The sequence below is a fragment of the Gephyromycinifex aptenodytis genome (assembly GCF_012277275.1).
GTDB lineage: Bacteria > Actinomycetota > Actinomycetes > Actinomycetales > Dermatophilaceae > Gephyromycinifex > Gephyromycinifex aptenodytis.
Genome location: NZ_CP051155.1, coordinates 3,209,065 through 3,234,210, shown reverse-complemented (window position 1 = coordinate 3,234,210; position 25,146 = coordinate 3,209,065). Strand labels below are relative to the sequence as shown.

General features: G+C 67.1%; 25 protein-coding genes and 2 tRNA genes. 7 read left to right on the top strand and 20 right to left on the bottom strand.

Annotated features, from left to right (window positions below):
• Positions 1 to 18: 18 nt before the first annotated feature.
• Together G9V96_RS13925 and G9V96_RS13920 are read right to left on the bottom strand one after the other, a co-directional pair.
• A complete protein-coding gene (locus G9V96_RS13925) occupies positions 19 to 1,572 on the bottom strand; it encodes an FTR1 family iron permease (RefSeq protein WP_210424417.1) in 1,554 nt (517 codons plus the stop codon).
• Positions 1,573 to 1,892: 320 nt separating this feature from the next.
• Positions 1,893 to 2,534: a hypothetical protein gene (locus G9V96_RS13920; RefSeq protein WP_168583571.1), complete on the bottom strand. Its 642-nt coding sequence runs from the start codon at positions 2,532 to 2,534 to the stop codon at positions 1,893 to 1,895.
• A 155-nt stretch (positions 2,535 to 2,689) separates the two neighbouring features.
• Here G9V96_RS13920 and G9V96_RS13915 point away from each other — a divergent pair, with 155 nt between their 5' ends.
• Positions 2,690 to 3,715 (top strand): Gfo/Idh/MocA family protein, encoded by a 1,026-nt coding sequence (locus G9V96_RS13915; RefSeq protein ID WP_168583570.1) that lies wholly within the window; start codon positions 2,690 to 2,692, stop codon positions 3,713 to 3,715.
• A gap of 10 nt (positions 3,716 to 3,725) precedes the next feature.
• On the opposite strand, the gene mutM is transcribed toward G9V96_RS13915, so the two are convergent.
• The 9 genes from mutM to G9V96_RS13870 all read right to left on the bottom strand — a co-directional run bounded on the left by mutM (position 3,726) and on the right by G9V96_RS13870 (position 11,969).
• Positions 3,726 to 4,607, bottom strand: coding sequence for a bifunctional DNA-formamidopyrimidine glycosylase/DNA-(apurinic or apyrimidinic site) lyase (gene mutM, locus G9V96_RS13910; RefSeq protein ID WP_168583569.1), 882 nt, complete (start codon positions 4,605 to 4,607; stop codon positions 3,726 to 3,728).
• Entirely contained in the window at positions 4,600 to 5,370 is a 771-nt protein-coding gene (gene rnc, locus G9V96_RS13905; RefSeq protein ID WP_168583568.1) for a ribonuclease III, read from the bottom strand. Before rnc ends, mutM begins: the two co-directional genes overlap by 8 nt.
• A gap of 14 nt (positions 5,371 to 5,384) precedes the next feature.
• The gene (gene rpmF, locus G9V96_RS13900; protein ID WP_168583567.1) at positions 5,385 to 5,579 is read right to left on the bottom strand and encodes a 50S ribosomal protein L32; all 195 of its coding nucleotides are present in this window, start codon (positions 5,577 to 5,579) and stop codon (positions 5,385 to 5,387) included.
• Position 5,580: 1 nt separating this feature from the next.
• Positions 5,581 to 6,162: a YceD family protein gene (locus G9V96_RS13895; protein ID WP_168583566.1), complete on the bottom strand. Its 582-nt coding sequence runs from the start codon at positions 6,160 to 6,162 to the stop codon at positions 5,581 to 5,583.
• Between the two features lie 135 nt (positions 6,163 to 6,297).
• The gene (gene coaD, locus G9V96_RS13890; protein WP_168583565.1) at positions 6,298 to 6,795 is read right to left on the bottom strand and encodes a pantetheine-phosphate adenylyltransferase; all 498 of its coding nucleotides are present in this window, start codon (positions 6,793 to 6,795) and stop codon (positions 6,298 to 6,300) included.
• Between the two features lie 28 nt (positions 6,796 to 6,823).
• Positions 6,824 to 7,285: a glutaredoxin domain-containing protein gene (locus G9V96_RS13885; RefSeq protein WP_226913330.1), complete on the bottom strand. Its 462-nt coding sequence runs from the start codon at positions 7,283 to 7,285 to the stop codon at positions 6,824 to 6,826.
• A gap of 160 nt (positions 7,286 to 7,445) precedes the next feature.
• Positions 7,446 to 8,051 (bottom strand): 16S rRNA (guanine(966)-N(2))-methyltransferase RsmD, encoded by a 606-nt coding sequence (rsmD, locus tag G9V96_RS13880; RefSeq protein ID WP_168583564.1) that lies wholly within the window; start codon positions 8,049 to 8,051, stop codon positions 7,446 to 7,448.
• A 13-nt stretch (positions 8,052 to 8,064) separates the two neighbouring features.
• Complete coding sequence (locus G9V96_RS13875; protein WP_168583563.1) at positions 8,065 to 10,242, bottom strand: ATP-dependent DNA helicase RecG; 2,178 nt, start codon at positions 10,240 to 10,242, stop codon at positions 8,065 to 8,067.
• Positions 10,239 to 11,969 carry a DAK2 domain-containing protein gene (locus tag G9V96_RS13870; RefSeq protein ID WP_168583562.1) on the bottom strand — a complete coding sequence of 577 codons (1,731 nt, stop codon included), beginning with the start codon at positions 11,967 to 11,969 and terminating at the stop codon, positions 10,239 to 10,241. The genes G9V96_RS13875 and G9V96_RS13870 overlap by 4 nt, the downstream gene beginning before the upstream one ends.
• Before the next feature lie 440 nt (positions 11,970 to 12,409).
• Here G9V96_RS13870 and rpmB point away from each other — a divergent pair, with 440 nt between their 5' ends.
• On the top strand, positions 12,410 to 12,604 hold the full coding sequence (rpmB, locus tag G9V96_RS13865) for a 50S ribosomal protein L28 (RefSeq protein WP_168583561.1): 195 nt from the start codon (positions 12,410 to 12,412) through the stop codon (positions 12,602 to 12,604).
• Between the two features lie 76 nt (positions 12,605 to 12,680).
• On the opposite strand, the gene thiL is transcribed toward rpmB, so the two are convergent.
• Positions 12,681 to 13,661, bottom strand: coding sequence for a thiamine-phosphate kinase (thiL, locus tag G9V96_RS13860; protein WP_226913329.1), 981 nt, complete (start codon positions 13,659 to 13,661; stop codon positions 12,681 to 12,683).
• Positions 13,662 to 13,762: 101 nt separating this feature from the next.
• Between thiL and G9V96_RS13855 the strand changes: the two genes are divergently transcribed.
• Both G9V96_RS13855 and G9V96_RS13850 read left to right on the top strand, forming a co-directional pair.
• Positions 13,763 to 13,996 (top strand): Lrp/AsnC family transcriptional regulator, encoded by a 234-nt coding sequence (locus tag G9V96_RS13855; protein ID WP_168583560.1) that lies wholly within the window; start codon positions 13,763 to 13,765, stop codon positions 13,994 to 13,996.
• Between the two features lie 22 nt (positions 13,997 to 14,018).
• Positions 14,019 to 14,450, top strand: a complete 432-nt coding sequence (locus G9V96_RS13850) for a DUF3515 domain-containing protein (protein WP_168583559.1) — start codon at positions 14,019 to 14,021, stop codon at positions 14,448 to 14,450.
• Between the two features lie 71 nt (positions 14,451 to 14,521).
• Here G9V96_RS13850 and G9V96_RS13845 read toward each other — a convergent pair whose 3' ends face one another.
• The 6 genes from G9V96_RS13845 to leuC all read right to left on the bottom strand — a co-directional run bounded on the left by G9V96_RS13845 (position 14,522) and on the right by leuC (position 20,641).
• Entirely contained in the window at positions 14,522 to 15,643 is a 1,122-nt protein-coding gene (locus tag G9V96_RS13845) for a D-alanine--D-alanine ligase family protein (RefSeq protein WP_168583558.1), read from the bottom strand.
• A gap of 31 nt (positions 15,644 to 15,674) precedes the next feature.
• Positions 15,675 to 16,685, bottom strand: a complete 1,011-nt coding sequence (locus tag G9V96_RS13840) for an NAD(P)H-dependent glycerol-3-phosphate dehydrogenase (protein ID WP_168583557.1) — start codon at positions 16,683 to 16,685, stop codon at positions 15,675 to 15,677.
• Positions 16,686 to 16,737: 52 nt separating this feature from the next.
• Positions 16,738 to 17,514, bottom strand: coding sequence for a lysophospholipid acyltransferase family protein (locus tag G9V96_RS13835; RefSeq protein WP_226913328.1), 777 nt, complete (start codon positions 17,512 to 17,514; stop codon positions 16,738 to 16,740).
• A 266-nt stretch (positions 17,515 to 17,780) separates the two neighbouring features.
• Complete coding sequence (locus G9V96_RS13830; protein WP_168583556.1) at positions 17,781 to 18,182, bottom strand: HU family DNA-binding protein; 402 nt, start codon at positions 18,180 to 18,182, stop codon at positions 17,781 to 17,783.
• A 440-nt stretch (positions 18,183 to 18,622) separates the two neighbouring features.
• Positions 18,623 to 19,216 (bottom strand): 3-isopropylmalate dehydratase small subunit, encoded by a 594-nt coding sequence (gene leuD / locus G9V96_RS13825; protein WP_168583555.1) that lies wholly within the window; start codon positions 19,214 to 19,216, stop codon positions 18,623 to 18,625.
• Between the two features lie 18 nt (positions 19,217 to 19,234).
• Positions 19,235 to 20,641, bottom strand: coding sequence for a 3-isopropylmalate dehydratase large subunit (leuC, locus tag G9V96_RS13820; protein WP_168583554.1), 1,407 nt, complete (start codon positions 20,639 to 20,641; stop codon positions 19,235 to 19,237).
• A gap of 126 nt (positions 20,642 to 20,767) precedes the next feature.
• On the opposite strand from leuC, the gene G9V96_RS13815 reads away from it, so the two are divergent.
• The gene (locus G9V96_RS13815; protein ID WP_168583553.1) at positions 20,768 to 21,523 is read left to right on the top strand and encodes an IclR family transcriptional regulator; all 756 of its coding nucleotides are present in this window, start codon (positions 20,768 to 20,770) and stop codon (positions 21,521 to 21,523) included.
• Positions 21,524 to 21,708: 185 nt separating this feature from the next.
• Here G9V96_RS13815 and G9V96_RS13810 read toward each other — a convergent pair.
• Both G9V96_RS13810 and G9V96_RS13805 read right to left on the bottom strand, forming a co-directional pair.
• Positions 21,709 to 21,781, bottom strand: a tRNA-Glu gene (locus G9V96_RS13810).
• An 83-nt stretch (positions 21,782 to 21,864) separates the two neighbouring features.
• A tRNA-Gln gene (locus G9V96_RS13805) sits at positions 21,865 to 21,936 on the bottom strand.
• A gap of 758 nt (positions 21,937 to 22,694) precedes the next feature.
• On the opposite strand from G9V96_RS13805, the gene G9V96_RS13800 reads away from it, so the two are divergent.
• Both G9V96_RS13800 and G9V96_RS13795 read left to right on the top strand, forming a co-directional pair.
• Positions 22,695 to 24,158, top strand: coding sequence for an SDR family NAD(P)-dependent oxidoreductase (locus G9V96_RS13800; RefSeq protein WP_168584046.1), 1,464 nt, complete (start codon positions 22,695 to 22,697; stop codon positions 24,156 to 24,158).
• A 69-nt stretch (positions 24,159 to 24,227) separates the two neighbouring features.
• Positions 24,228 to 25,139 carry an NAD-dependent protein deacetylase gene (locus tag G9V96_RS13795; protein ID WP_226913327.1) on the top strand — a complete coding sequence of 304 codons (912 nt, stop codon included), beginning with the start codon at positions 24,228 to 24,230 and terminating at the stop codon, positions 25,137 to 25,139.
• The last annotated feature ends 7 nt before the right edge of the window (positions 25,140 to 25,146 follow it).

Genomic DNA, 25,146 nt, shown 5'->3' with positions numbered 1-25,146 from the left:
CGTAATTGATGGGCACGATCACTGACTTGCCTTCAGGCGGTTGTTACGCCGCGATCCGTAAATGAACAAGCCAATCATCAGGGCGAGAACCAAGGCCTGTGCGGCCAGGTTCTCCACTCGGGGGTAAATCCCCAAGAGATCGATAGTCGGAATACCCGCGATGGGCGTCACCGAGACGACATCGGCTTCTTGCAGCTCTCCGATACCCGACCCGGTGAAGGTCAGCGCGAGAATTGCCAGAAGTAGCGATGTAGCTAGGAAGAATGGGCGCAGCGGGATGCGGATGCTGAGGGCCCGGATGAGTGCATAGACCACGAGTAGTACGAGGATACCGACGCCGAGTCCGAACCAGACCGGGCGGGTGTCGCCCTGCGCCATGGATAGGATCGGCTGGTAGAAGAGGATCGTCTCGGCACCTTCGCGCACGACCGCGAGGAACGCGACGAATGCCAGGGACAGCAGGGATCCGCGCCCGAGTGAAGTTTCCGTCTTGTCCTTGATGAACTTGTTCCAGGCAGCGGCCTCAGACTTACCCAGCATCCAGTTGGAAACATAGATGAGCATCGCGACGGCAACGAGCGCGGTGATGCCCTCCATCAGTTCTTGCCCCTTGCCGGCCAAGCCGGTCAAGGTGGAGATGAGGAACGCGAGCAGTACAGAGACGACGAGCGCGGCGGCTGCACCGGCCCACACGACCTTCGTCTTCTCCTTGTGACCGGCCTTCACCAGGTAGGCGACGACGGCGGCCACGACGAGCATGGCTTCGATGCCCTCTCGCAGGATGACCGTAAAGGAGGCGAAGAAGATCGTCGTACCGGAAGTCTGGGTCGTCTTACCCTCGCCGGTGCCGTCGAACCCGTCCAGCGTGTTCGCGTCTTCGATGAGCTGGGGCTTGAGCTCTTGGATACGTCGAGCGACCTCGTCGCCCTTACCCTCGGACATGGCCTTCTTGATGAGGGCGAATTCCAACTCAACAGCAGCGACTCGGCCCCCTGAGACCTGCGCCATCGTCATTTTTTCGAAGCCCGTGATCTCGTAGTGACCGTAGTAGGCCTCATTGACGAGATTCTTGCCGCCCTCGGCGTCACCGGCTTCATAGGTCTTCAGGGCGTCGTCGAGGAGTCCCACCATCGTGGAGGCCGTCTGCCCCCATTTGCCGGGGCTTACCTTCAGGTCCGCCGCATTGACGGAGCCACCGTCGAGGCTTTTAGCGTCAGACGTGAGCTGGCTCTCCAACGCCTCGGCGTGAGCCTTGACCGCGTCCGCGTCTTTTTCAGTTATCGCTTTGGTGAGAAGCCCGAAATCCATATTGGCTTTGCTGGCGTCCGCACCGGAGACCTGGGTGGCGATCTGCTCCTCCAGACCCTTCCCGGCGAAAACATCGTAACGGGCTTTCTTCACAAGCGATTTGGCCTCGTCGGTGTTCCCCTTCTCAAAGGAGTCGACCGCCTGATCCAGGAGTGAGACTACCTCCGTGGCGACAGTTCCCCACTCCCCTTTTGGCTGTTCAGCCCCCTGTGCCAGCGGTGCCGCACAAAAGCAAAACGCTGCCACAAGCACGACAATGGCCACGAACAACTCTTGCAGTCGACGTGGGGAGGATGCACGTCCTCCCCGTAACGATCCACTCACTGGCACACCAATCTGCTCTGCGCGTAAATAGGGGGCTGCCTCCCTGATCTTACGAACACCCGGGGAGCGCTTGGAGGTTAGCCTATCCTAAGAGTGCATGCACTTGGGCGCCGCAGGGTCATCGGCTGACGCCCCAGGTCAACGCCGAGATCAACACGTCCCAGCACCGTTCCGATTCATATGCACGACAACGGAGTCGGCCCGTGAGCTGGTTCGTTCCGATTGCTGCGCCTGCAGTTTGGGCCGATGGTGGGGAACCGTCATCTCGGAGATTGGACAGGCATCTCGGGCGCAGGACCTGACTCAAAGGGGATATAGCTACCGAGTACACCTGGCTGCACATAAAGGGTCAGGGTGCCGAACTGCCACCGCGGATGGGGTGGACGCTCGGTCCGCAGCAGCGCGTCCGGGGCCGGCACTCTGCCGTCCATCTCGACAACGGTCTCGATCGCCGAACGCGAGGCGACCTCTCCGATCGGCACTGCGCCGATGAGGTCGCCGACTCCAGGAAAATGCACACAACGCCCGCCTGATCGAGACGCCCGTTCGACCGCTCCCAGAGCCGCCGCCTCCAGCGCCGTACTGCTACCGACCCGATAGCGGCCGACCTGGATGGCCCACCCAGACGACGCCTCACCGGCTTGCTCACGCAACCGCAAGACGAGTTGCTGCAGCTGCTCCTCTTCTGCGCCTGCACCGCAGAACGCAACCGTCAGATGTACGTCCTTGCTGCCGGTGAGGACTCGATGGGTCGAGACGACCAGAGCGTCCGGATTGATACCCACCGAAGGGGCGATCCCCACCCCGGAGTAGGCCACCGCATCGGCGTCTCGCAGCGAGGTGGATCCGACATCCACAGCGGCCACCAACCGGTGCGACCGTGCCCCGATCCCACCGCTCATCTCGCACATCCCCTCATCGCGGGCTTTCGCCCAGAATGAGGGGCGTGGACGTCGATCTCGCTCCCCGGAGTTGAACAGCGAATGAAGAGCTCTCGGGCACTTCTTCGGCCGCTTGCCAGGCACCCCAGCCCGACAGCGACGTCTAATGTGTGGCTATGAGCCACCCGCCTCTTGCTCCGTTCGTTCCCGCTGAACCCAGCAATGCCCACGCCGGCGACCCCGTTCGCTGGGGGTTCATCGGGGCTGGGCACATCGCGCTGAAGATGGCACGCGCCATCACCGCGGTGGACGGGCACCGGATCACCCGAGTGGGGGCCCGGGAGGCAACCCGGGCGCAGGCTCTGGCCGACGAGTTCGGCGGTCGCGGCGGCAGCTACGAGGACGTCTACACCGCCGACGACGTCGACGTGGTTTACATCAACACCACCCACCCGTTCCACCTCGAACAGGCCCTCGCAGCGATGTCGGCAGGCAAGGCCGTCCTGGTCGAGAAGCCGCTGACCCTGAGCGCAGAGCAGGCCACCCGCCTCGCTGACGCAGCCGAAGCCGCCGGGGTGTTCGCGATGGAGGCGATGTGGCTGCGCACCCAACCGATCGTGCGCGAAGTGTGCAAACTCGTCGGGGAGGGCGAGATCGGTGATCTCGTCAGCGTCAACGCAGACTTCAGTGTCATCCGCGACCCCGACCCCACCAGCCGACTGTTCGACATCGACAACGGCGGCGGGGCGCTGCTGGACCTGGGGGTCTACCCGGCCCACCTCGTCTGGCCGCTGCTGGGCCGTCCGGACTCGGTGCAGGTGATGGGCACGCTGGCCAGCACCGGCGCCGATCACGTGGTCGCCATGCAGTGGGGCTACGAGACCGGCGCCTTCGCGCAGCTCTCGTGCACCTTCGCCGGGCACTCCCCCGGCCGCGCCGTCATCTCCGGGCGTTCCGGCTGGATCACCATCGAGCCGCACTACGCCAAGTCCCCCGAGCACGCGGTGATCTTCTCCGGCGGTAAAACCCGCACGATCACCCTGCCCAGCCGCGGATATCAACACCAGGTCGAAGAGGTGGGGCGTTGCCTACGCGCGGGCCTGACCCAATCGCCGCTGGTGCCCCTATCCGACACCATCGGAGTGCTAGAGGTCATGGACTGCGCCCGAAGCGAACTGGGCGTCCGTTACCCCCAGGAGTGAGGGATCCCGCTCAGGTGCGCACCCGCGGGGGACGTTGGCAGCGCGGGCAGAAGAACGATGAGCGGTTCATGAAGGCCTCCCGCCGGATCGGGGTCCCGCAGCGTTCACAGGGCGACCCTGCCTGACCGTAGGCATTCAGCGAGCGGTCGAAGTAACCGCTCGCCCCGTTGACGTTGACGTAGAGGGCATCGAAGCTGGTGCCTCCCGCTGCCAAGGCTGCCCGCATCACGTCCTGCACGTGGGCGGTCAGGGTGGCCACGGTCGAGCGACTCAGGGTCTGCGCCGCCCGTTGACCGTGCAGACCAGCGCGCCACAGCGCCTCGTCGGCATAGATGTTGCCGATACCCGACACGCTGGTTTGATCGAGGAGCACCCGTTTGATGGCGCTGCGGCGAGTGCGCACCCGGCGGGTGAAGACCTCCACGTCGAAAGCAGCTTCGAGGGGGTCTGGGGCGATGTGCGCAACCGGCGCGGGGATGCCGTACTCGTGGCCGGAGCCGAGGTGGGGGTCGGGCGCCAGGTCCGCCAAGGCCAGACCGCCGAAGGTGCGCTGGTCCACGAAGCGCAGCTGAGGCCCGTCATCATCGAAGTCAAAGGTGGCGTGCTGGTGACGACGCGGGGGTCGCTCGCTGGATTCGACGAGAAGTTGCCCGCTCATTCCCAGATGGCAGACCAAGGCTTCGTCGTCCTCGAGCACTAGCCACAGGTATTTGCCGCGGCGATCGGCCGCGCGCACCAGCCGACCACTGAGCCGTTCCGCTAGATCCTCAGGTCCGGCCGGGTGTCGCCGCGCCACCCGAGTTCCGAAAAGATGCGCGGCTTCGATACGGCGGCCGACGACATGTTCGGCGATTCCCCGCCGAACGACCTCGACCTCGGGGAGTTCAGGCACCTGCGGCGTCGACGTCGCTTGTCGGTTCGGCGCTCAGCACCGCGTTGGCGCGGCGGGTGAGTTCGGTCCAGGCGCATTCAGCGGCGCGCTGCTCCGCTTCCTTCTTGCTGCGACCGACACCAACCCCGAGACTTTCCTGACCGACGACGGCCTGTGCAGTGAAGACCTTTTCGTGATCGGGGCCTTCTTCGCTCACCCTGTACTCGGGCGCGCCATGGCCGGCCGAGGATGAGAGCTCTTGCAGGCTCGTCTTCCAGTCCAGGCCGGCGCCGAGACGCGCTGAGGAGAGCATCAGCGGGTCGATGAGGTGGTGCACGAAGACCCGGGCGCCGTCTAGTCCTTGCGCCAGGTACACGGTGCCGATGAGCGCCTCCATCGTGTCGGCCAGGATGGAAGCCTTGTTCCGACCACCGGTGGCTTCCTCGCCCCGGCCCAACAGCAGGTAGTCACCAACGCCGAGCCCGCGCGCGACCTGCGCCAAGGCCCTCATATTGACAACGGCCGCGCGTAGCTTGGCGAGTTGGCCTTCGGCCATCTCAGGATGGTCCGCGTACAGCGATTCCGTGACGACCAGGCCGAGCACCGAGTCGCCCAAGAACTCCAGACGTTCGTTGTTCGGGACGCCGCCGTGCTCGTAGGCGTACGAGCGGTGAGTCAAAGAATGAATCAGCAGCGCCTCGTCGAGGTCTACCCCCAAGATCGAGTTGATCTTATCTCGGAGGCCCTCGACGGGGCGCCGCTGCTCAATGTTCTGCGATGCCACGAGCGTCGCAGAGCTCAGTTCTGGAGCTCGGTGCGCTCCGCGGTCGGGTAGTGACGCCCGGCGTACATCCCGCAGGACGGGCACGCCTGGTGCGGCTGCTTCGGCGACGAGCAGCTGGGGCAGGACGTCAGCGTGGTCGCCGTCGTCTTCCACTGCGCGCGACGCGAACGGGTGTTGGAGCGCGACATCTTCCGCTTCGGGACGGCCACGTCAGTTCCTCTTCTCTTCCTCGGGGTCGCCCGCCGGCTCGGACAGCGATTGCAACGCTGCCCACCGGGGGTCGATGATCTCGTGCTGGTGATCTGGGTCATTCGCGAGCGGCTGCCCACATTCGACGCAAAGGCCGGGGCAGTCGTCCCGGCACACCGGCTGGAACGGCAGAGTTGGAACGACGGCGTCGCGCAACGTGGGCTCGAGATCGAGCAAATCGCTCTCAAGCACTCGCTGTTCGTCGTCATCGTCACCGTTAGCTTCCAGATGGTGAGCCGCACGATCGGCGTAGGCGAACAGTTCCTGGAATTCGACGTCAATGACTTCATTGACCTCTTCCAGGCACCGCACGCAAGCTCCGGTCGCGACGGCACCTACCGTACCGCTGGCGAGCACGCCTTCCATCACCGATTCCAGGCGCACCGACAATTCCAACGGTTCACCCGCGGGAACAGCGATGACCTCGATTCCGAATCCCTCCGGTGCAGGGGCGGTTCGCTCCTCGGTGATCATCGTCCCTGGACGCCGAGCGAGCCGTCTGGCGTCGAACACCAGGGCGCTGCGAGGGTCAGGGGAAGTCATCAGGAGTCCACTCATCCGTTGCTGGGAGATCGTCGGTGGTCCATCGCCATAGGCGTAGCGGACCGACCGTTAACTCTAGCGGAGCCAGCCGCATCCCCCAAACAGAGCGTCGGTGGCGCCCCGGGCGCGGCCAGCTCAGGAGCCGGATCCGCCTATCCGGCTGCGCAGGGCCGCCAGCACCCGATCGCTGACGAGTCCGCGGACGTCCCCACCGAAGCGGGCGACCTCCTTGATCAGCGAGCTCGACACCTGGGTGTAGGCCGGGTCGCCGGGCATGAAGAGCGTCTCCACCCCGGACAGGTGCCGGTTCATCACCGCCATCGGCAGCTCATAGGAGTAGTCGGTCTCGCCTCGCAGCCCCTTGACGATGGCGGCGATACCCATCTCATTGCACACGTCTACCAGCAGGCGATCGGCAAACGTGACCACCCGCACCCCAGACAGGTGCGCTAGTTCGTCCTGGAGTAACTCGACGCGCTCCTGCGGGGTGAACATCCCGACTTTGTCGGGGTTGAACAGCACCGCGACCACGACCTCGTCGTAGAGCTTGCTCGCCCGCTCGATGACATCAACATGTCCGAGGGTCACAGGGTCGTAGGAGCCGGGACATACGCAACGCCGGGTGGTACTCATCGTGCGAACGTAGCGCACCCGCGCTGGCTCACGCAGCTTTGCTGCACCCGGCAAGTTCTGCGCGCAGCAACCCCGGATCGGGGTTGGTCACGGCCCGCCCATCGCTGAAGATCACCGTCGGGACGGTTTCGGCGCCGCCGTTGACGTCGCGCACGAAGGCCGCGGCCTCGGGGTCGGTCCAGATGTCGACCCAGGTGGCGCGATGGGTCAATCCACCAAGGCGCCAACGCATCCGCGCGCATGCCAAGCAGCCGGGGCGCCAGTAGACGATGATGCGCCCGTCTCGCACGAGGCGGTCTTGCGCCTCCCAGTGCCGGACTTCTTCGCTGCGGCGAATAGGTGCCATGAACCAGGCGGTCACCAGACAGAGAGCAAGCAGAACCGCAGCCCCCCGCTCTTGCCCGATCAGCAGCAGAAAGGCTCCGGTGACCACGGCAGCGCCGACAAGTGCGGCTAAGTACCACCATCGGGCTCGTTGGGAGCGGCTCACATCGCGATAGTAGGCCCCCACCCTAAAGAGCCCGACTTACAGGGACCCTGTTGGGAATTCGTCACCGACCTGTGATCTTGGCCCGCACGACGGCCCGCGCGGGTCAAGACTGCCGGAGGGCAGTCGGTGCGCTCCGGCAGGGGCAAGGCCGTCAGCAGCATCAGGGCTGCTCAGGAACGTCCTCCGCCTCGCCAGCTTCGTCGTCGGCGCTTTCAGCACGAGCGAACCAAAGCATCGTCTCGCCGTAGGTCTTCTCGCCCTGGCTCCTCAGCCCCGCCGGCCATTGCGGCGCCACCGAACGTTTAGAACGCTCCAGGACAATGAGCGCGTCGGGGGCGAGCCAGCCGCCCCGCACCAGCCGGGCGAGCAGCCCTTCCAGCTGCGGGGTCGGATAGTCATACGGCGGGTCCGCCAGCACCAGGTCCGCCGGCTGCTCGGGCTTACCGTCCAGGTAACGCTCCACCGGGATGCGCACCACCCGGGCGTTGGCCGCCCTGCATGCAGCGATGTTGCGCAGGACGACGCGGGCGGCAACCCCGGCCGATTCGACGAGCTGAACCCGCGAGGCACCGCGGCTTGCCGCCTCCAGGCCGAGCGCCCCTGATCCGGCGAACAGGTCCAGCACAACCCGGCCCTCGAGAGCGTCGAGGTGTTCCAGGCGGGAAAACAACGCTTCTCGCACCCGGTCGCTGGTCGGGCGGGTCGCCGCCCCAGGGGGGGTGTCGATTCGGGTGCCCCCCGCGTTGCCCGCAATGATCCGTGTCACGCCGCGAAGCCTCTCATCCGCGCTCCAGGAACGCTGCCTGCTCTGCGTCGATCCGGTCCTCCACAGCCGCCCGTAGACCTGGGTATGTCGCGAGGGTGGGGTCGGCCTCGATGATTCGCGCTGCGTCCTCGCGTGCAGCGCCGATGACTTTCTCATCCCTGCGCAGGGTCAGCACCCGAAGTTGGGAACGTCCGCCGCTTTGCCGCGCGCCGAGAATGTCTCCTTCGCGGCGGGTGGCCAGGTCGACCTGCGACAACTCAAAACCATCGGTAGTGCCCGCGACCGCCGCCAAGCGTTCGGCCGCGGCCGCTCCGGGGTTGTGGGCCACCAGCAAGCACAGACCGGGGGCCTGCCCACGCCCGATCCGTCCGCGCAACTGGTGCAGCTGGCTCACCCCGAAACGGTCGGCATCCATCACCACCATGACCGTCGCGTTCGGAACGTCGACGCCGACCTCGATGACGGTAGTGGCCACCAGGACGTCGATCTGTCCGGCGGCGAAGGCGGTCATGACGGTGTCCTTGTCGTCGGCTTCCATCCGACCGTGCAGCATCTCGATGCGCAGACCCGCCAGATCCGGACGTTCCCGCAGTTCGGTGAGCATATCCACAACGCCCACGACGGGGCGTTGGGTCTCTTCTTCGGACTCGAAGCTCAGCTCACCCTCGACCGGTTCATTTCCCGGCGTCTCAGCGGACGCGCCGTCCAGCCCGATGCGCGGACACACCACGAAAGCTTGATGGCCGGCTGCCACTTCTTCGGCCACCCGACCCCAGGCCCGTTCATACCAGAGCGGATTGTCGACCACATGGGTGGCGATTGGTGAGCGCCCGGCGGGCAGCTCGTCCAAGGTGGAGGTCTCCATGTCACCGAACACCGTCATCGCCACGGTGCGCGGGATCGGGGTGGCGGTCATCACTAGAACGTGCGGACTGCCGTGGGCCTTGCTGCGCAGGGCGTCACGCTGCTCCACACCGAATCGGTGCTGTTCATCCACGACCACCAACCCCAGATCAGCGAACTGCACCCGGTCTTCGAGCAGGGCGTGCGTGCCGATGACGATGCCGGCCTGACCCGATGCCGCCTGCAGCAGAGCCTCCCGGCGCCGGGCGGTGGAAGCTGAACCGGTTAACAGCGCCACTCGGGTTCCACCAGTGGCTCCCCCGAGCAGGCCGCCTTCAGCCAGATCCCCCAGGGCTTGAGTGATCGAGCGGTGATGCTGCACCGCCAGCACTTCGGTCGGGGCCAACAGTGCAGCCTGCCCGCCGGCATCGACGACCCCGAGCATCGCGCGCAACGCGACGAGCGTTTTGCCGGAACCGACCTCACCCTGCAGCAGTCGATTCATCGGGTGCGACCGGGCCAGGTCGGCAGCGATCTCGGACCCGACCCGCTGCTGCCCCTTTGTCAGGGTGAACGGCAGCCGGGAATCGAACGTCTCCAGCAGACCCCCCGGGGTCGGGTGACGCGGCACCGCCGGGGCGTTCTGCTGTTCCCGGCGACGTTGAGCGAGCACCAACTGGATGGTCAGCGCCTCGTCATAGGCCAGGCGTTTGCGACCCTGTTCCCGCTCGGCGAACGTCGCAGGCAGGTGCATCATCCGCATCGACTCAACGAAACCCGGCAGAGAGTTTCGGGTACGCAACTCAGCGGGCAGCGGGTCCGGCAGATCCTCCAGCGCCGCCAGCGCGCTCTCGATACACCGGGCGATTTTCCAGGACGGCACCCGAGGAACCTGCAGGTAGACCGGGACCAGCGGCCAAGCCGGTTCCCCTTGCGGCCCATCGCTGGACTCAATGACTTCGTACACGGGGTGGTCGAGTTGCCACTGGCCGTTGAACCGCTTGACGGTGCCGGCGAACAGGGCACGAGTCCCTGGGGTGAGTTTGGAGACGTGCCCGTGCACCGAGAAGAACGTCAGGTTCAACTCGTGGGTGCCGGTGCTGATCGTGGCCATCAGCATCTGCCCGTGCCGCCTGCGCATCGGGCGTGTGGCGGCGCGCTCCACGGTGCCCAGGACAACCAGGTAGTCGCCTTCGAGGAGGGTCTCGACTTCGGTGTGCGCATCGAGGTGGCGTCGGGGAAGGAACCACAGCAGGTCCCCGATCGTCTGCAGATCCCGACTCTTGGCCAGTTCGTTCGCCACCGGTTTGGGCAGGATCCGGGTCAGCGGTGTTCCCAGGTCGCTCATTCCACCCCCACGAGCAGGTCGTAGACGGGTTGGCCACCGTACAAAGCGCTCACCTCAAGCTGCGGCATCTCCTGCGCCAGCCGAGCGGCGACCTGTTCGGCCAGGTCAGGGGCGCTCTCACCAGCCAGCAACGTCACCATCTCGGCCTGATCCTGGATCAACCGGTCCACGATGGCCACCCCTGCTTCGACAGCGTCCGAATGCACCAGCACCACGTCCTGGCCCTCGAAACCGAGCACATCGCCGCGTCGGCAGGGACCGGCCTCGGTAGCTGAATCGGAGGAGGCGGTGACGACCATGCCGCACCGCACCGCTGCCGCTGCCTCCTTCATGTGCTCGATCACGTCGGGCAGGCCCGGTTCGAAGACCGCGAGCGCGGCCAGGCCTTGCAGGGAATGCCGGGTGGCAAGCACCACCGGATCCAGCCCGTGCTCGCGCCCCAGGTCGGCGGCGACGTGCGCGGCGAGCAGGACATCGGAGTCGCACGGCAACACAACGACCGTGCGGGTGGCGCAGGCGATCATCGCATCCAGCAGCATGCGTGGCGTTACCCGCCGCCCTGGCGCGTCAGAGACCACCAGGGCGCCGGCGCCGGCGAACAGCTCGGCAAGCCCGTGCCCCTGGGTAGTGGCCACCACTCCGATCCCGCTGGTCGCGGGCTGCTCACCGGTCTCGTTCAGTCCACACTCGGTTGACTCCTCGTGATGGTGACTGTTCACCTGCAGGCTGCTCACCCGGATCCCGTAGACCCGGCCCGCGCCCAGCCCGGCCTCAACGGCGGCGCCCGCGTCGTCGGTGTGCACGTGAACCGAACGCACCCGCTCGTCCCCGACCACCAGCACGCTGTCGCCGAGGCTTTCGAGTTGGGTTCGCAAGGTCGCGGCTTGGCTGGCGTGGCAACCGTCGATGAGGTACATGACCTCGAAGTCGGGGGTGTCCTGTTGTCGGGTATAGGCACCGGGGCGTCGCCCTGGTGACCCTGGGAGCGGCTCCGGGACTCCGGCCAGCAGTTCCAGCGCCCCCTCTTGTCCGGTGACGACCTGCAACAGCGCCTCCAGGATGAGCAGCAGCCCGGCCCCACCGGCATCGACCACCCCGGCTTGGCGCAGATCCACGAGTTGCTCCGGGGTGGCAGCCAGCGCTTTCCGGGCGGCTTCGACGCCGGCCCGGATCACCGCCTCCAGGTGCGGAGTGCTGCGGCTGGCGCGGGTGGCAGCCTCGGCGGCTGCCCGCGCCACGGACAGGATCGTCCCCTCGACGGGGTCGCTGACGGCTTCCCAGGCATAGTCACTGGCCTTCTGCAGCACCCGGGCCAGCGCGGGCCCGTCGATCCCCGGCTCGTCGCTGGTCGGAGCTAGTGCAGCGGCGGCGCTTTCGGCGCTCTGTTGATCGGTCTCCTCGACCAGGACGTCGGACAGACCGCGCACTAGCTGGCTGAGAATGACCCCGGAGTTGCCGCGCGCGCTGAACAACGTGGAACGGGCCAGGGCTGAGGCGGCCTGGCTCATCGACAGCGGCCCCGCGGCGCTGGCCACGAATGACCCGACGAGTTCCTCCAGACCGGCGTGCAACGTCAGATACAGGTTCGTGCCGGTGTCCCCGTCGGGGACGGGGTAGACGTTCAGGGCATCGATCTGGTGGCGGTGCTGAGCGAGTGCGTCGCGGGCACGGAAGGCCCAGCGCCGCACGGCGGTGGCGTCGAGGGTGTCCAATGCCGGTCGATTCACGGGGCCATCCTCACACTCCGCAGCCACCTCGTCGCGTTCGGCGCACCCCCACCTGTCCGGTAGCCGCCCAGCCTGGCGCGCTCCGCCCTGCCTGCCCTTACCTGCCACGAGCTGCCCTCGGTGCTGCTCGCAGCACTGAGCGCTGTTTCGGGTCAGGGCGAGTTCGGGGCGAGGACGCGCAGCGGAGCGGGGCCGGAGCCGCTTCGGGACACCGCGATGCACGCCGGGGTACCGCTGAGTCGGCCGAAAGAGCACTGAGAAATCCCTCACCGGCAACCCCGAGAGAGGCCCTGCGTTCAGCGCATTTGGGGAGCTCGGCTCTTCTGACGTACGCTAGGCCGGTTATTTCTCGACGGTCCCGTCCGACCTGCACCGCGTCGCCTAGCGTCCGGCCGCAGCACGACTTACACGCCGTCATTCAACCTCGTCAGGAGTTACCTGTGGCTGCCACCTGCGACGTTTGCGGCAAGGGACCGACCTTCGGTCACAACATCTCGCACTCGCACCGGCGCACCAACCGTCGTTGGACGCCGAACATTCAGCGGGTCCGGGCGTTCGTCGGCGCCAAGGGCAAGACCCCGAAGCGACTGAACGTCTGCACCTCGTGCATCAAGGCCGGCAAGGTCCTTCGCTGACCTGAGCTGCCGCGCGTCGGCCGCCTACTCGTCCATCGAGAGGCGGCCTTTTCGCGCGCCCGCGTGTGCTGCGCCCTCAGCCGGCAAAGTGGTCCCAACCGCCACCGTGTTGCGGTTGGCCATCGAGGAAGACTCCGCTGCCCGCGCGCACACTGCCGACTTCTGCCCAGTGCCGGGGCAGGCAACCAGGCGGGAACGAGGCGAGTAGCGAATGCTCTTCGCCCCCGGTCAACACGCTTGCCCAGGCCTGCTCCTGGCCCACTGCGGGCTGCAGCGAGTCGACGTGCGGACGCAGAAGATCACCGCGCAATTCGATGGCTACCCCGCTGGCTTTGGCGACCCTCCCGGCGTCGCGCACCAGTCCGTCGCTCAGGTCGATCATCGAGGTGGCGCCGCTGCGAGCGGCGATCGGGCCCTGCTCGATCGGAGGCGTCGGCACCCGGTGAGCGGCGACAAGGTCGGGCGCCACCGTTGCCCGTCCCTGACGCAGAAGTGCCCAGCCCGCGTCTGAGCGCCCCAGGGTGCCGGCCACGGCCAGCACATCCCCTGGCCGGGCCCCGCTTCGCAGCACGGGTTCTCGGCCCTGTGTGCTGCCCAGGGCCGTGATGCTGACCATGACCACGCCGGGCGCTGCCGAGGACAGATCCCCGCCCACGACCGAGGTACCGGCCAAGCTGGCCCCCGCAGCGATCCCAGCGGCCAGGTCGAGCACCCACTCCACGGTGGTGTCGGCGTGCATGGCCAGCGTGACGAGGAGCCCGGTGGTGATGCCCCCCATCGAGGCGATATCGGCAACGTTCTGCGCCACGGCCTTGCGGCCTATCTGCTGCCCGGTGGACCATTCGTCGAGCCAGTCCGCGCCGCGCACCATCGCGTCGGTGGTCGCCAGGACGCCACCCTGACAGGCCAGGTAGGCGGTGTCGTCACCCGGGCCGAGGAGAACCTGGGAGTCGCGGGCGGCGAACACCGGGAAGATCCGCTCCAAGAGCGCGGCCTCGTCAAGGTCGCCGACGCGTCGAGCGGTGGCTGGCTCAGGGCTGATCTGGCTGGGCTGCACAGGGGTTCTCCTTCCGCACCCCCTGGCTGGGGGACTCCCTGCACGGTACCGTCGAGTTCCGGCGAGGAGTCGGGTTCACTCTTATCGTCCAGGAGGCACCAATGGTCCAGGCATACATCCTCATCCAGACCGAGGTCGGAAAATCCAGTTCGGTCGCTGAGGCGATCCGTTCCATTGCCGGAGTGGTGTCCACCGACGAGGTCACCGGCCCCTACGACATCATCTGCAAGCTCGAGTCCAGCAGCGTCGAAGAGTTGGGCAAGCTCGTCATCGCCAAGGTGCAGGAGGTCGAGAGCATCACCCGCACGTTGACCTGCACCGTCGTGCACGCCTGAGGTGAGTCCCAACGGTCGCCGCATGCGAGGGATCCTCGCGTGCGGCGCTCTGGTGTGCCTTTCCGCCTGCGCCGGGGTGCAGGTCTCGCCAGCCCCGCAGGCCGACTCGGCGGCGTGCGCAGACCTTTCTGCGCACTGGCCCGCTCAGGTGGGCAAGCACGAAGCGGTCGCAACCCGCCCGGACGGACCCGGGGTGGCGGCCTGGGGAAAACCACCCATCGTCGCCCGCTGCGGCGTGCGGCCACCGGCCCCGACGACGTTGGAGTGCCTCTCGATCGACGACGTCGACTGGATCGTCGAGCCGCTCAGCGACGGCACCGTCTTCACCACCTTCGGCCGTGACCCGGCGCTGGAGGTCATCGTGCCCTCGGCCTACGCGCCCGCACCGTTGCAGCTTCCTGCCTTCACCGCCGCCGCCGCCACCCTGCCCCGCACCACGCTGCGCTGCAGTTGACGCGGCAGCAGGAGAAACAGGCGGTGGGGGCTGCCTGTTGCGAGGCGCGCCCGCTCGGGCCGGACGGCGGATCAGCGCAATCCGAGTTTGCGCTCCAGCGCAAGATCGATGAGTTCGCTGATGAGCTGCGGATAAGACATCCCGCTGGCCTGCCACACCTGGGGGAACATCGAGTGCGGGGTGAAGCCCGGCATTGTGTTGATCTCGTTGAGGATGATGCGCCGGTCAGGGGTGTAGAAGAAGTCCACCCGAGCCAGGCCCTCGCAACCGGCCGCCTCGAAAGCTTCCGACGCCATGGCCTTGATCTTGCGGGCGTCCTGCTCCGGCAGGTCGGCCGGGCAGGACAACCGCACCCCGTCCGAGGCCAAGTACTTAGCGTCGAAGTCGTAGAAATCGTGGCCCCGCTCTACAGCGATCTCGCCCGGTTCGCTGATGCGGGGAACCGCGCCGTCCCTGGACTCCAATACGCCACACTCGATCTCGCGGCCGAAGATCGCCGCCTCGACGACCACCTTCGGGTCATGCTCGCGGGCCAGTTCGATGGCCGCGCGCAACTGCTCGGCCTGTCGGACCCGCGTGATGCCCACTGACGATCCGGCGCGGGCCGGTTTGACGAACACCGGGTAACCCAACGGCTCCACGCTGGCCAGCGCAGCCTGCGGGTCGCGGCGCCACTGCCGGTCGGTGATAGTGACGAAGGGGCCCACCGGCAGCCCGTGGCTGGTGAAAACGCCTTTCATGAAGTGCTTGTCCATCATCGCGGCGCTGGCCAGCACCCCCGAGCCCACGTAAGGCAGATCGGCGAGTTCCATGAGCCCTTGGATCGTGCCGTCCTCACCGAACGGGCCGTGCAACAGCGGAAAGACGACATCGACCCCGCCCAGATCCCGCGGTGGTTGCCCCGGTTCGAGCACGGACAGCGTCCGCTCCCCCATCGCCAGCGGGATACGTACTTCGTTACCCCCATCCGGGACCTCAGGCAGATGCCCGGGCTCCAGGCTCAGCGCGCTCAGGTCGTCCTCACCCAGCACCCACCGACCGTCCTTGGCGATGCCGATGGGAATGACCTCGAAGCGGTCTTTGTCGATCGCGGCCATGACGCCGGCGGCCGTCGCGCAGGAGACGGGATGTTCGGAGGATCGACCGCCAAAAACAAGGGCGACACGAACTTTGCGGGAAGAGTCGGTAGTCATCAGCCCCAGACTCTACCGTCGGTGCCAGGCCTCAGCTGTGCTCCGCCTTGCGTTCGCGTGACATCAGCGCGTCGGCGATGAGTTCCGGGCGCTGCCCGTCGGCCACCATCGCCACCACCGACTCCACGATCGGCATGTCCACGCCGTATGCCCCGGCCAGTGCCAGGATCGACTCGCACGAGGTGACCCCTTCGGCCGTCTGACCCACCTCCGCCACGACTTGCTGCAGGTGCCCGCCCTTGCCCAGGCCGACCCCGACCCGGTGGTTACGCGACAGCGGAGACATGCAGGTGGCAATGAGGTCGCCCACCCCGGCCAGGCCGGAGAATGTCGCCGCCGAAGCACCCATCGCCACACCTAAGCGCACCGTCTCGGCCAGCCCGCGGGTGATGATGGTCGATTTGGTGTTGTCGCCGAGGCCGAGCCCTTCGGCGGCGCCCACGGCCACCGCGATGACGTTCTTCGTCGCGCCTGCGATCTCTACACCCACCACGTCGTCCAGGGTGTACGGGCGGAACCACGGGGTGGCGCAGGCTTCAGCGACACTCTCAGCAGTGCTGGCATCGGCTGAGGCCACCACGCCGGCGGCCGGCTGGCGGGCCGCGATCTCCCGAGACAGGTTCGGCCCCGACAGCACCGCCAGCCGGCCCGGGTCGGCGCCGGTGACCTCGGCCATGACCTGACTCATCCGCAACCCCGTGCCCAGTTCGATGCCCTTTGCCAAGGAAACCAGTGTCGACTCCGGGGGGATCAGCGGCGCCAGTTCGCTGAGGGTGGCACGCATCCGTTGGGCCGGCAGCGCGACGATGACCAGTTCTGCCTCGGCCAGTGCCGCGCCGGCGCGGCTGGTGGCTTTGATCGTCTCCGGCAGCGGCACGTCGGGCAGGTATCCCGGGTTGAGGTGTTCCTGCTGGATCGCGTTTGCGATCAGCTCACGCCGGGCCCACATCGTCACGTCGAGCCCGGCATCGGCCAGGACCATGGCGAACGCGGTTCCCCAACTTCCTGCCCCCAAGACTGCAGCGCGCGCTCGATCGCTCATGCTCGTTCCCTTTCGTTGGCCCCGTGATACGTCCGTTTGTCGTCGCTGCGCCTCATGCGGCCCCGCCTTCTTCGCTAGGGCGGCGTGGCACGCGCCGACCTACCAGCGGGTCGAAGCGTTCGGCGGGAGCAGGTTCGCCGCGCAGGACTTCCAGCTCGGCGGTGATGGCATCCATGATGCGGGCAGTGGCCTCGCTCAGGAGCGCGCGGTCGATGGGGTGCCCGCGCAGATCCTCCAGCGGGACCGGCCCACCCACCCGCATGCGCATGCACTTGCGGGGAAAAGGACGCAGTAGGTAGGAATCCGGGGCCATCAGTTCGTGCGGGCCCCATTGCGCCATCGGGATGATCGGGCGATCGGTGGCCATCGCGATCCGGGCCGCGCCGGTCTTGCCTCGCATCGGCCACAGGTCGGGATCCTCGGTGAAGGTGCTCTCAGGCATGACGACGACGGTCTTGCCCGACTGGACGGTCGCCACCGCGTCCCGGTACGCGTCCGCGGCCCGAGAGGTTCCCCGATACACCGGGACCTGCCCGCTGGCCGCGATCCAGGCGCCGATGACGGGGATTGTGAACAGCGAGTTCTTGGCGAGAAAGAACGGGTGGTGCCCGGCGGCGTGGAGCATGTGGGCCACCGCGAACGGGTCGGCGTAGGAGATGTGGTTGGCGCAGATGACAGCTCCGGTGCCGGGTGCCGGTAGGTGCTCCAACCCTTGCCAGTCCTGGGCTGTCAGCAAAGACATGATCGCCTGCACCGTGCCGATCCCCGAGCGATAAGCCCACGTCTGTTCTGCACCGGGACGTGCAGCGCGGGGAGGCGATGCCTGCACCTGGGTCTCCTTCTGGCCGGTTGCTCGCACGTCATCCTGTCGGGGAACCTGCCTGGTGTCGAGCGTTCACGCCGCCCTGATTGCGCAGGGCCGAGGTCCGGTCACGCTACCCCGCGGCATAACCGTGCGAAGGGCGAACCGAGCCTGGGATGACCAGGAGTCGAGTACCGGTCGGGTGGTCACCACCAGCGGCGAGGAGTCTTTGCATCTCCACAGCACGCGTCGAAGACCGGTCGCTCACTTCGCGACCGGTCTTCGACGGTGGATCAGGCGCTCTTACGGCCTGAGGACTTCTTTTTTGCGGCAGCGATCGCCGCCTCCGCCTGAGCGCGAACCTCTGCCGCGGTCCCGGCTGCGGCGCGCGCAGCGGCCGGCCCGGACTTGGGCAGGGTGGCCGGCTCAGCCACGTACAGCTTGAACGCAGTGCCGGGGCGGAACTTCGGAACTGCAGTGGATTCGATTTTCACCGAGTCACCCGTGCGCGGGTTACGCCCGGTGCGTGCCGCACGATCCACGCGTTCAAAGGTTCCAAAGCCGGTGATCCCGACTTTCCCACCATGAGCTACCTCGCGAATAATGACGTCGAAAATCGCCTCAATTGCGTCAGAGGCGGCTTTCTTACCCCCCAGACGGCCTTCAAGGGCTTCGACCAGATCAGCCTTGTTCACTTCGTCTCTCCCTCCAGAGATGTCACTGACCCGGCGACGGGCCGTGTTTGCAGTGGCAAGAGCACTGCGCCCCCCCACGTCCTTGTTCACCGCATGTGTCCTGACGGTGTCTCCTCGCGCCGCGCATCAGCAACAGATAGTTCGCTAAGGCACGCCACTGCGATCTGCCGTTGCCGGAAGATCACGCTTGTCTATCGGCACGAAGTCCCCTGTCGGCGAGAGGAACCCGCAGGCGAGCAGTTGCGGACGTATCCAACAGGCGCGCAGGAGTGACCAATTGCCTGGCCACAGGGGCTATGACCAGGCATTTCAACGAGGTTCGCCGCAGCCTGACCAACCCGCCGAGGGGCATGTGAGATGGATCAAATCGGCCCGCCCGGCCGTTTCGGCCGGGCCAGGCATGAGCCGCAAGGGGTTTGCCGAAACGGCCGGTTGGGCGCTCAGCGGTGGGTCGTCACCGGCTTGTGGCTGGGTCGTTTCGCCTCGAAGGCCAGGATCTCGTCCTCGTGACGCAGGGTGATGTCGATGTCGTCGAGACCTTCGAGCAGCCGGTACCGCTGGTAGTCATCGACCTCGAAGCCCATCACGGCCCCGCAACAGGTGATGGTGCGCTCATAGAGGTCAACAGTCATCTGTGCCCCTGGCTCCTGCTCCAACAGCTTCCACAGCAGTTCGATGTCGGATTGCGGAACCACGGCAGTAAGCAGCCCGGCCTTTCCGCTGTTCCCGCGAAAAATGTCGGCGAACCGCGGGGCGATAACGGCTCGAAAACCGTAATCCATCAATGCCCAGACGGCATGTTCACGCGAAGAACCGGTGCCGAAATCCGGACCGGCAACAAGCACCGAACCATTTCGATAAGCCTCTTGATTGAGAACGAAGTCGTCCTGCGCGCGCCAGCCGGCGAACAGCCCGTCTTCGAACCCGGTGCGTGAGACGCGCTTGAGGTAGACGGCGGGAATGATCTGATCGGTGTCGACATCGCTGCGCCGCAGCGGCACCCCGACTCCGGTGTGGGTCGTGAACTGGTCCATGACGTGCTCCTTCTCAGCTCAGACCGTGACGGGGTCGAGGTCGGCGGGGCAGGACAGCCTGCCGCGCACTGCGGTCGCGGCGGCCACGGCGGGACTGACCAGGTGGGTCCGCCCACCCTTGCCTTGGCGGCCTTCGAAGTTGCGGTTGCTCGTGGAGGCGGCGCGCTCTCCTGGGGCCAGTTTGTCGGGGTTCATCGCCAAACACATGGAACAGCCCGGCAGCCGCCATTGCGCGCCGGCTTTGGTGAACACCTCGGGCAGCCCTTCGGCCTCGGCCTGGGCTGCGACTTGCCCGGAACCGGGGACGATGAGCATCCGGACCCCCTCGGCCAGAGTGCGGCCCTGCAGGACCTGCGCCACGGCGCGAAGGTCCTCGATCCGCCCGTTCGTGCACGAGCCGACGAACACGGTTTGCACCGCGACCTCACGCAGCGGCATCCCAGGTTCCAGGCCCATGTACTCCAGCGCCTGGCGGGCGGCTGCGCGCTCAGCTTCGTCGGTGATCTCTTCGGGCACCGGCACCCGCCCGGACAGCGGCAGGCCTTGGCCAGGGTTGGTGCCCCAGGTGACGAAAGGACTGATGTCGGAGGCGTCGATGACCACCTCGGTGTCGAACACGGCGCCTTCGTCGGTGCGCAGCGCGCTCCACTCGGCAACCGCCGCATCCCAGTCCGCCCCGGTCGGGGCGTGCGGGCGGCCTTTGAGGTAGGCGAAGGTGGTCTCGTCCGGGCCGATCATGCCCGCCCGGGCACCGGCCTCGATCGACATGTTGCAGACCGTCATGCGGCCCTCCATCGACAGCGCTTCGATGGCACTGCCCCGGTATTCGATGACGTGGCCCTGCCCGCCACCGGTACCGATGCGGGCGATGACGGCAAGGGTGATGTCTTTGGCCGTGACCCCGGGCGCAAGATCGCCCTCGATGCGCACCGACATCGTCTTGAACGGCTTCAGCGCCAAGGTCTGGGTGGCCATCACCTGTTCGACCTCGCTGGTGCCGATACCGAAGGCCAGCGCGCCGAAGGCGCCGTGAGTGGAGGTGTGGCTGTCGCCGCAGACGACGGTCATGCCGGGCTGGGTCAGCCCCAGCTCCGGGCCGATGATGTGCACGATGCCCTGCTGGCGGTCCCCCATCGAGTGCAGACGCACGCCGAACTCTGCACAGTTCTTCCGAAGCGTCTCGACCTGGGTCAGGCTGACCGGGTCGACGATCGGACCGGGCAGCGTCGGGACGTTGTGGTCCTCGGTGGCGATGGTCAGGTCGGGTCGGCGCAGCCGCCGACCAGCCAGGCGCAGCCCGTCGAAGGCCTGCGGGCTGGTCACCTCGTGGACGAGGTGGAGGTCGATGTAAAGCAGGTCGGGCTCGCCCTCGCCGGAGCGCACGACGTGTGCGTCCCACACCTTCTCAGCCATCGTCCGCCGCATGGGCCCTCCTGAAATCGCCGTCCGCGACCAGTCTCGGTCGCCGCGAACCCAGGGTAGGGGCGCCCACGGAAAAGTTCAGGATGTGAAGAACTTGCGTCTCAGGCACTGAGACGTCAGGATGCCACTATGGAGAAATCGAGTGGCGTAGGCGTCCTGGACAAGGCGGCGACGGTTCTCGGAGCCCTTGAAGCGGGTCCGTCCACCCTCGCCCAGCTCGTCGCAAGCACCGGCCTGGCGCGGCCCACCGCGCACCGACTGGCCGTTGCACTGGAGCACCATCGGCTGGTCTCGCGCGACATGCAGGGCCGTTTCATCCTTGGGCCCCGCCTGGCCGAGTTGGCTTCGGCAGCCGGTGAAGACCGCCTGTTGGCCGCCGCCGGGGCCGTGCTGGGCGCCTTGCGCGACCACACCCACGAGAGCGCGCAACTCTTCCGGCGCCAAGGCGACATGCGGGTCTGCGTTGCCGCCGCCGAGCGCCCGATGGGACTTCGCGATTCGATCCCGGTCGGTGCGACCCTGTCCATGCTGGCCGGCTCGGCCGCGCAGGTCCTGTTGGCCTGGGAAGAGCCTGACCGGCTGCACCGTGGCCTGCAGGGCGCAGAGTTCACCGCCACCACTTTGTCCGGGGTGCGGCGCCGCGGCTGGGCGCAAAGCGTGGGCGAACGCGAACCGGGCGTGGCTTCGGTATCGGCACCCGTCCGCAACCCCGCAGGTCGAGTAATCGCGGCGGTGTCCATCTCCGGGCCGATCGAGCGCGTTTCTCGTCAACCCGGTCGTCTGCACGCCGCGACAGTCGTCGCCGGAGCGAACAAGCTCACCGAGGTCCTGGCCCGGGCCCACGCCCAGCAGCAGGTGGCCCCCGACGACCTCCACAAGGCCTGAACATCACCCTCGCGTCGGCAAGCATCCGGTCGACGCGAGGGTGATTTCCGGGCGCAGTGCGGACGTCCCCGTTCCCAGCGCCAGCCCGGTCGAACCGGGCATATAGCCTGGCTGGCGCGCCACGCAGGTTCCTCTGAGCGCAGCAAAAAGCGCCCCCCTCACGAAGAGGAGGGCGCTTTGATTTGTAGCCCCGACGGGATTCGAACCCGCGCTACCGCCTTGAGAGGGCGGCGTGCTAGGCCACTACACAACGGGGCCAAATTGTTGCCTGCTTGCGACAACGGCGAAACACTACCTGGACGGTTGTGCTTCTCCTAATCGACCACGAAGGCCGATCAGAGCTGGGGTACCAGGACTCGAACCTAGACTAACTGAACCAGAATCAGTCGTGCTGCCAATTACACCATACCCCATGGGGTATCCCGAACGGTCGTGAAATCCTCTTCACCGCTCGCTGAGGGAGGGTTTTGAGGCCTTCAGAACGGCCCGCGATCACGAGGACTTACTGTAGCGGCACAGCCCGGTGTCCCCAAATCGGTTGAGCGCGTGCGTGCCCTGCCGAGCCGGTTAAGCGCCCTCATGGTTGCGACCTTGTCCACCCAGCGCTGCTCATCGCACTGTCAATGGCGCTCAGGTGGCCAGATTACGTGCGTGTTCCGTCATCGCAGGCGACACCGATGCAGCTGATGTTCCGGCCGAGGCCTGAGCAGGGACCGGAGCCGGTGGAGGTCGCGACACCGACGAGCAGGCTCAGCAGGCCGAACGACCCGACGAACGGCGACAGGCTTTGCCCGCCGGCAACTCGTGGCTCTGACAGAACAGGTCCTGGAGAAGGCCGACTGGGCCGGATGGCAGTCGCCAGAGTCTGCACTCCTGGAATTTGCACACCCCGACAGATCGGGAGCGCGACGGAACTGTGGCTAGTGCGGACCGGTGCGCCGGAGTCTGGCTGCCCGCCGCGGGTTTCAGTAGCTCCGGGTCGTCGCGTCATAGTGGTGCGGTGGACGAGCACTCCCCCGGCGCTGGCCCGAACGCGACCGCCTCCGCCAGCGAACTCGGCGACGCGAGCGCCTGCCCCGAGGACCCCGCCGCGCAGTTCCCAGCGGCCGGACCACAGCTCGGACCCGGAGTCGACGCCGATGACCTCGCCACCACGTTGCGAGTCCTCGGCATGCTGCACAAACTTCCCTGCGGGCACCCGGACATCGAGACCGTGAAGCGGGCTGCTGCGACGATGCGCAACCGCGTCCGCAAAGCGAGGCGCGCCGAAGCGCGCCAACAAGAGCGGGAGCCGCTACTTGAGGCCGACCGCGCCGTCCTCGCGAGCACGGCAACCGGCAGCCCCGATCGTATCGACGACGAAACCCGCGGAATCCCTCTCGTGAGCTCCGTGCGGGGCGCCAGCGCCGGCGAGCTCAACTTCGCCCGCGGTTGCTACATCTGCCACCGCCCCTACACGCGGGTCGACGCCTTCTACCACTGGCTCTGCCCCGAGTGCGCCGCCGACTCCCACACCCGCCGCGACCAGCACACCGACCTACGCGGCAAGCGCGCCCTGCTCACCGGCGGGCGCGCCAAGATCGGCATGTACATCGCACTGCGGCTCCTTCGCGACGGCGCCGACCTGAGCATCACGACGCGTTTTCCACGTGACGCTGCACGCCGCTTCGCCGAACTCGCCGACGCCCAAGAGTGGCTTGACCGGTTGAGCATCATCGGCATCGATCTGCGCGACCCCACCCAGGTCGTCGCCCTCGCCGAGGAAGTCGCCGCCGCCGGACCGCTCGACATCCTCATCAACAACGCGGCCCAGACGGTGCGCCGCTCCCCCGGCTCCTACTCCCACCTCCTCGAGGGCGAAGACCTCCCCCTCACCGGCGACGCCCTGCGTCCCCGCATGCTCACATTCGAGCGGATCAGCGACGCCCACCCGGCCGCCCTCGTCGGCACACTGCGCACCAACGCCTCCCATCACCTGCCCGACGGCACAGTGGGTACCGAAAAAACCGCAGCAACAACCCAGGTGGCGCGATCCGCCGCCGCGATGACCTCGCTCGCGCTGTCCGCCGGCCAGGCATCACTGGACCGGCATGTCGACGGCACGGCCATCGACGCCGGAGGCCTCCTGCCCGACCTGCAGCGCACCAACTCCTGGACCCACACCGTGGAACAGGTCGATCCGCTGGAGCTGCTCGAGGTGCAGATGTGCAACTCGACAGCGCCGTTCATCCTGATCAGCCGTCTGCGCCCGGCGATGCGGGCCGCCGTGCAGGCCGGAGCGCGACGCGCCTACGTCGTCAACGTCTCGGCGATGGAGGGCCAGTTCGCCCGACGCTACAAGGGCGCCGGGCACCCGCACACCAACATGGCCAAAGCCGCGCTCAACATGCTCACCCGCACCTCGGCTGGCGAGATGTTCCAAACCGACAAGATCCTCATGACCGCCGTCGACACCGGCTGGATCACCGACGAACGCCCCCACGTCGACAAGCTCCGGATCGCCGCCGAAGGCTGGCACGCCCCACTGGATCTGCTCGACGGAGCCGCCCGCGTGTACGACCCCATCGTCCGCGGCGAGGCAGGCGATGACACCCACGGCGTCTTCCTCAAGGACTACCGCCCCTACCCCTGGTGACCCCACCGGGCTGGTGATCGACACACCGTGCCTGCGAGCGAGAGTCGCGCACTGCCGGATAATGGTGCTGTGAGCACTCCCCACCCCGACCTTGCCGAGCTCGAGGTGATCGCCGATCTCGTCGCCGGTGGTCGCGTCGCGATCCTCACCGGCGCGGGCATGAGTACCGAGTCGGGCATTCCCGATTACCGCGGCCCTGACGGGCAGCGGCGGGTCGAGCCGATGACCTACCAGCAGTTCACGTCCGGCCCCGAGTCGCGACGCCGGTATTGGTCGCGTGCGCATGTGGGCTGGGCCAGGTTTGCGGCCTCACGCCCCAACGCTGGTCACCGGGTGGTGGCCGCCTTGCAGCGTGAGGGTTTCGTGCGCGGCCTCGTCACGCAGAACGTCGACGGGCTCCATCAGGAGGCGGGAGCCACCGACGTGCTGGAGTTGCACGGCACGCTGAGCCAGGTGCGCTGCCTGACCTGTGAGGAGCGCATCCCCCGCGAGGTGATGGAAGCCGAGTTGGCGCGCCTCAACCCGGGATTCGCCGACCGGGTACGCACGGGCGAGATCCGACCTGACGGAGACGTGAGCTTGGACGAGGCCGACGTCAGCGCGTTCGTCCTGGCGACCTGTCGGCGCTGCGGCGCCGACACCCTCAAACCGCACGTCGTGTACTTCGGTGAGAACGTTCCCAGGGATCGGGTCGCTGCCGCCTACGAGATCGTGGACGACTCCCGACTCCTCCTTGTTCTCGGGTCGAGCCTGAAGGTGATGAGCGGCTACCGGTTCGTGCGCCACTCGCACAAAGCTGGTCGCCCCATCGCCGTCATCACCCGTGGCCGCACCCGCGGCGATACCGAGGCCACCCACCGCATCGACGCCGGACTCGGCGAATCACTGGTCACCCTCGCGGGCATGCTCGGCATCGACGACGACTTCGGGCAGGTCGTCGACGGCGAGTACGCCACCGGCCTCCCGCTCGGACTCACCTGAACGACGC

Coding starts and splice junctions, on each gene's coding strand:
- leuC (WP_168583554.1), bottom strand. CDS start 20,641: ATGCGGCGGACGATGGCTGAGAAGGTGTGGGACGCACACGTCGTGCGC.
- G9V96_RS13815 (WP_168583553.1), top strand. CDS start 20,768: ATGGAGAAATCGAGTGGCGTAGGCGTCCTGGACAAGGCGGCGACGGTT.
- G9V96_RS13855 (WP_168583560.1), top strand. CDS start 13,763: ATGGTCCAGGCATACATCCTCATCCAGACCGAGGTCGGAAAATCCAGT.
- G9V96_RS13875 (WP_168583563.1), bottom strand. CDS start 10,242: ATGAGCGACCTGGGAACACCGCTGACCCGGATCCTGCCCAAACCGGTG.
- G9V96_RS13915 (WP_168583570.1), top strand. CDS start 2,690: ATGAGCCACCCGCCTCTTGCTCCGTTCGTTCCCGCTGAACCCAGCAAT.
- G9V96_RS13840 (WP_168583557.1), bottom strand. CDS start 16,685: ATGAGCGATCGAGCGCGCGCTGCAGTCTTGGGGGCAGGAAGTTGGGGA.
- coaD (WP_168583565.1), bottom strand. CDS start 6,795: ATGAGTACCACCCGGCGTTGCGTATGTCCCGGCTCCTACGACCCTGTG.
- G9V96_RS13845 (WP_168583558.1), bottom strand. CDS start 15,643: ATGACTACCGACTCTTCCCGCAAAGTTCGTGTCGCCCTTGTTTTTGGC.
- G9V96_RS13920 (WP_168583571.1), bottom strand. CDS start 2,534: ATGAGCGGTGGGATCGGGGCACGGTCGCACCGGTTGGTGGCCGCTGTG.
- G9V96_RS13895 (WP_168583566.1), bottom strand. CDS start 6,162: ATGACTTCCCCTGACCCTCGCAGCGCCCTGGTGTTCGACGCCAGACGG.
- G9V96_RS13850 (WP_168583559.1), top strand. CDS start 14,019: ATGCGAGGGATCCTCGCGTGCGGCGCTCTGGTGTGCCTTTCCGCCTGC.
- G9V96_RS13800 (WP_168584046.1), top strand. CDS start 22,695: ATGCTGCACAAACTTCCCTGCGGGCACCCGGACATCGAGACCGTGAAG.
- leuD (WP_168583555.1), bottom strand. CDS start 19,216: ATGGACCAGTTCACGACCCACACCGGAGTCGGGGTGCCGCTGCGGCGC.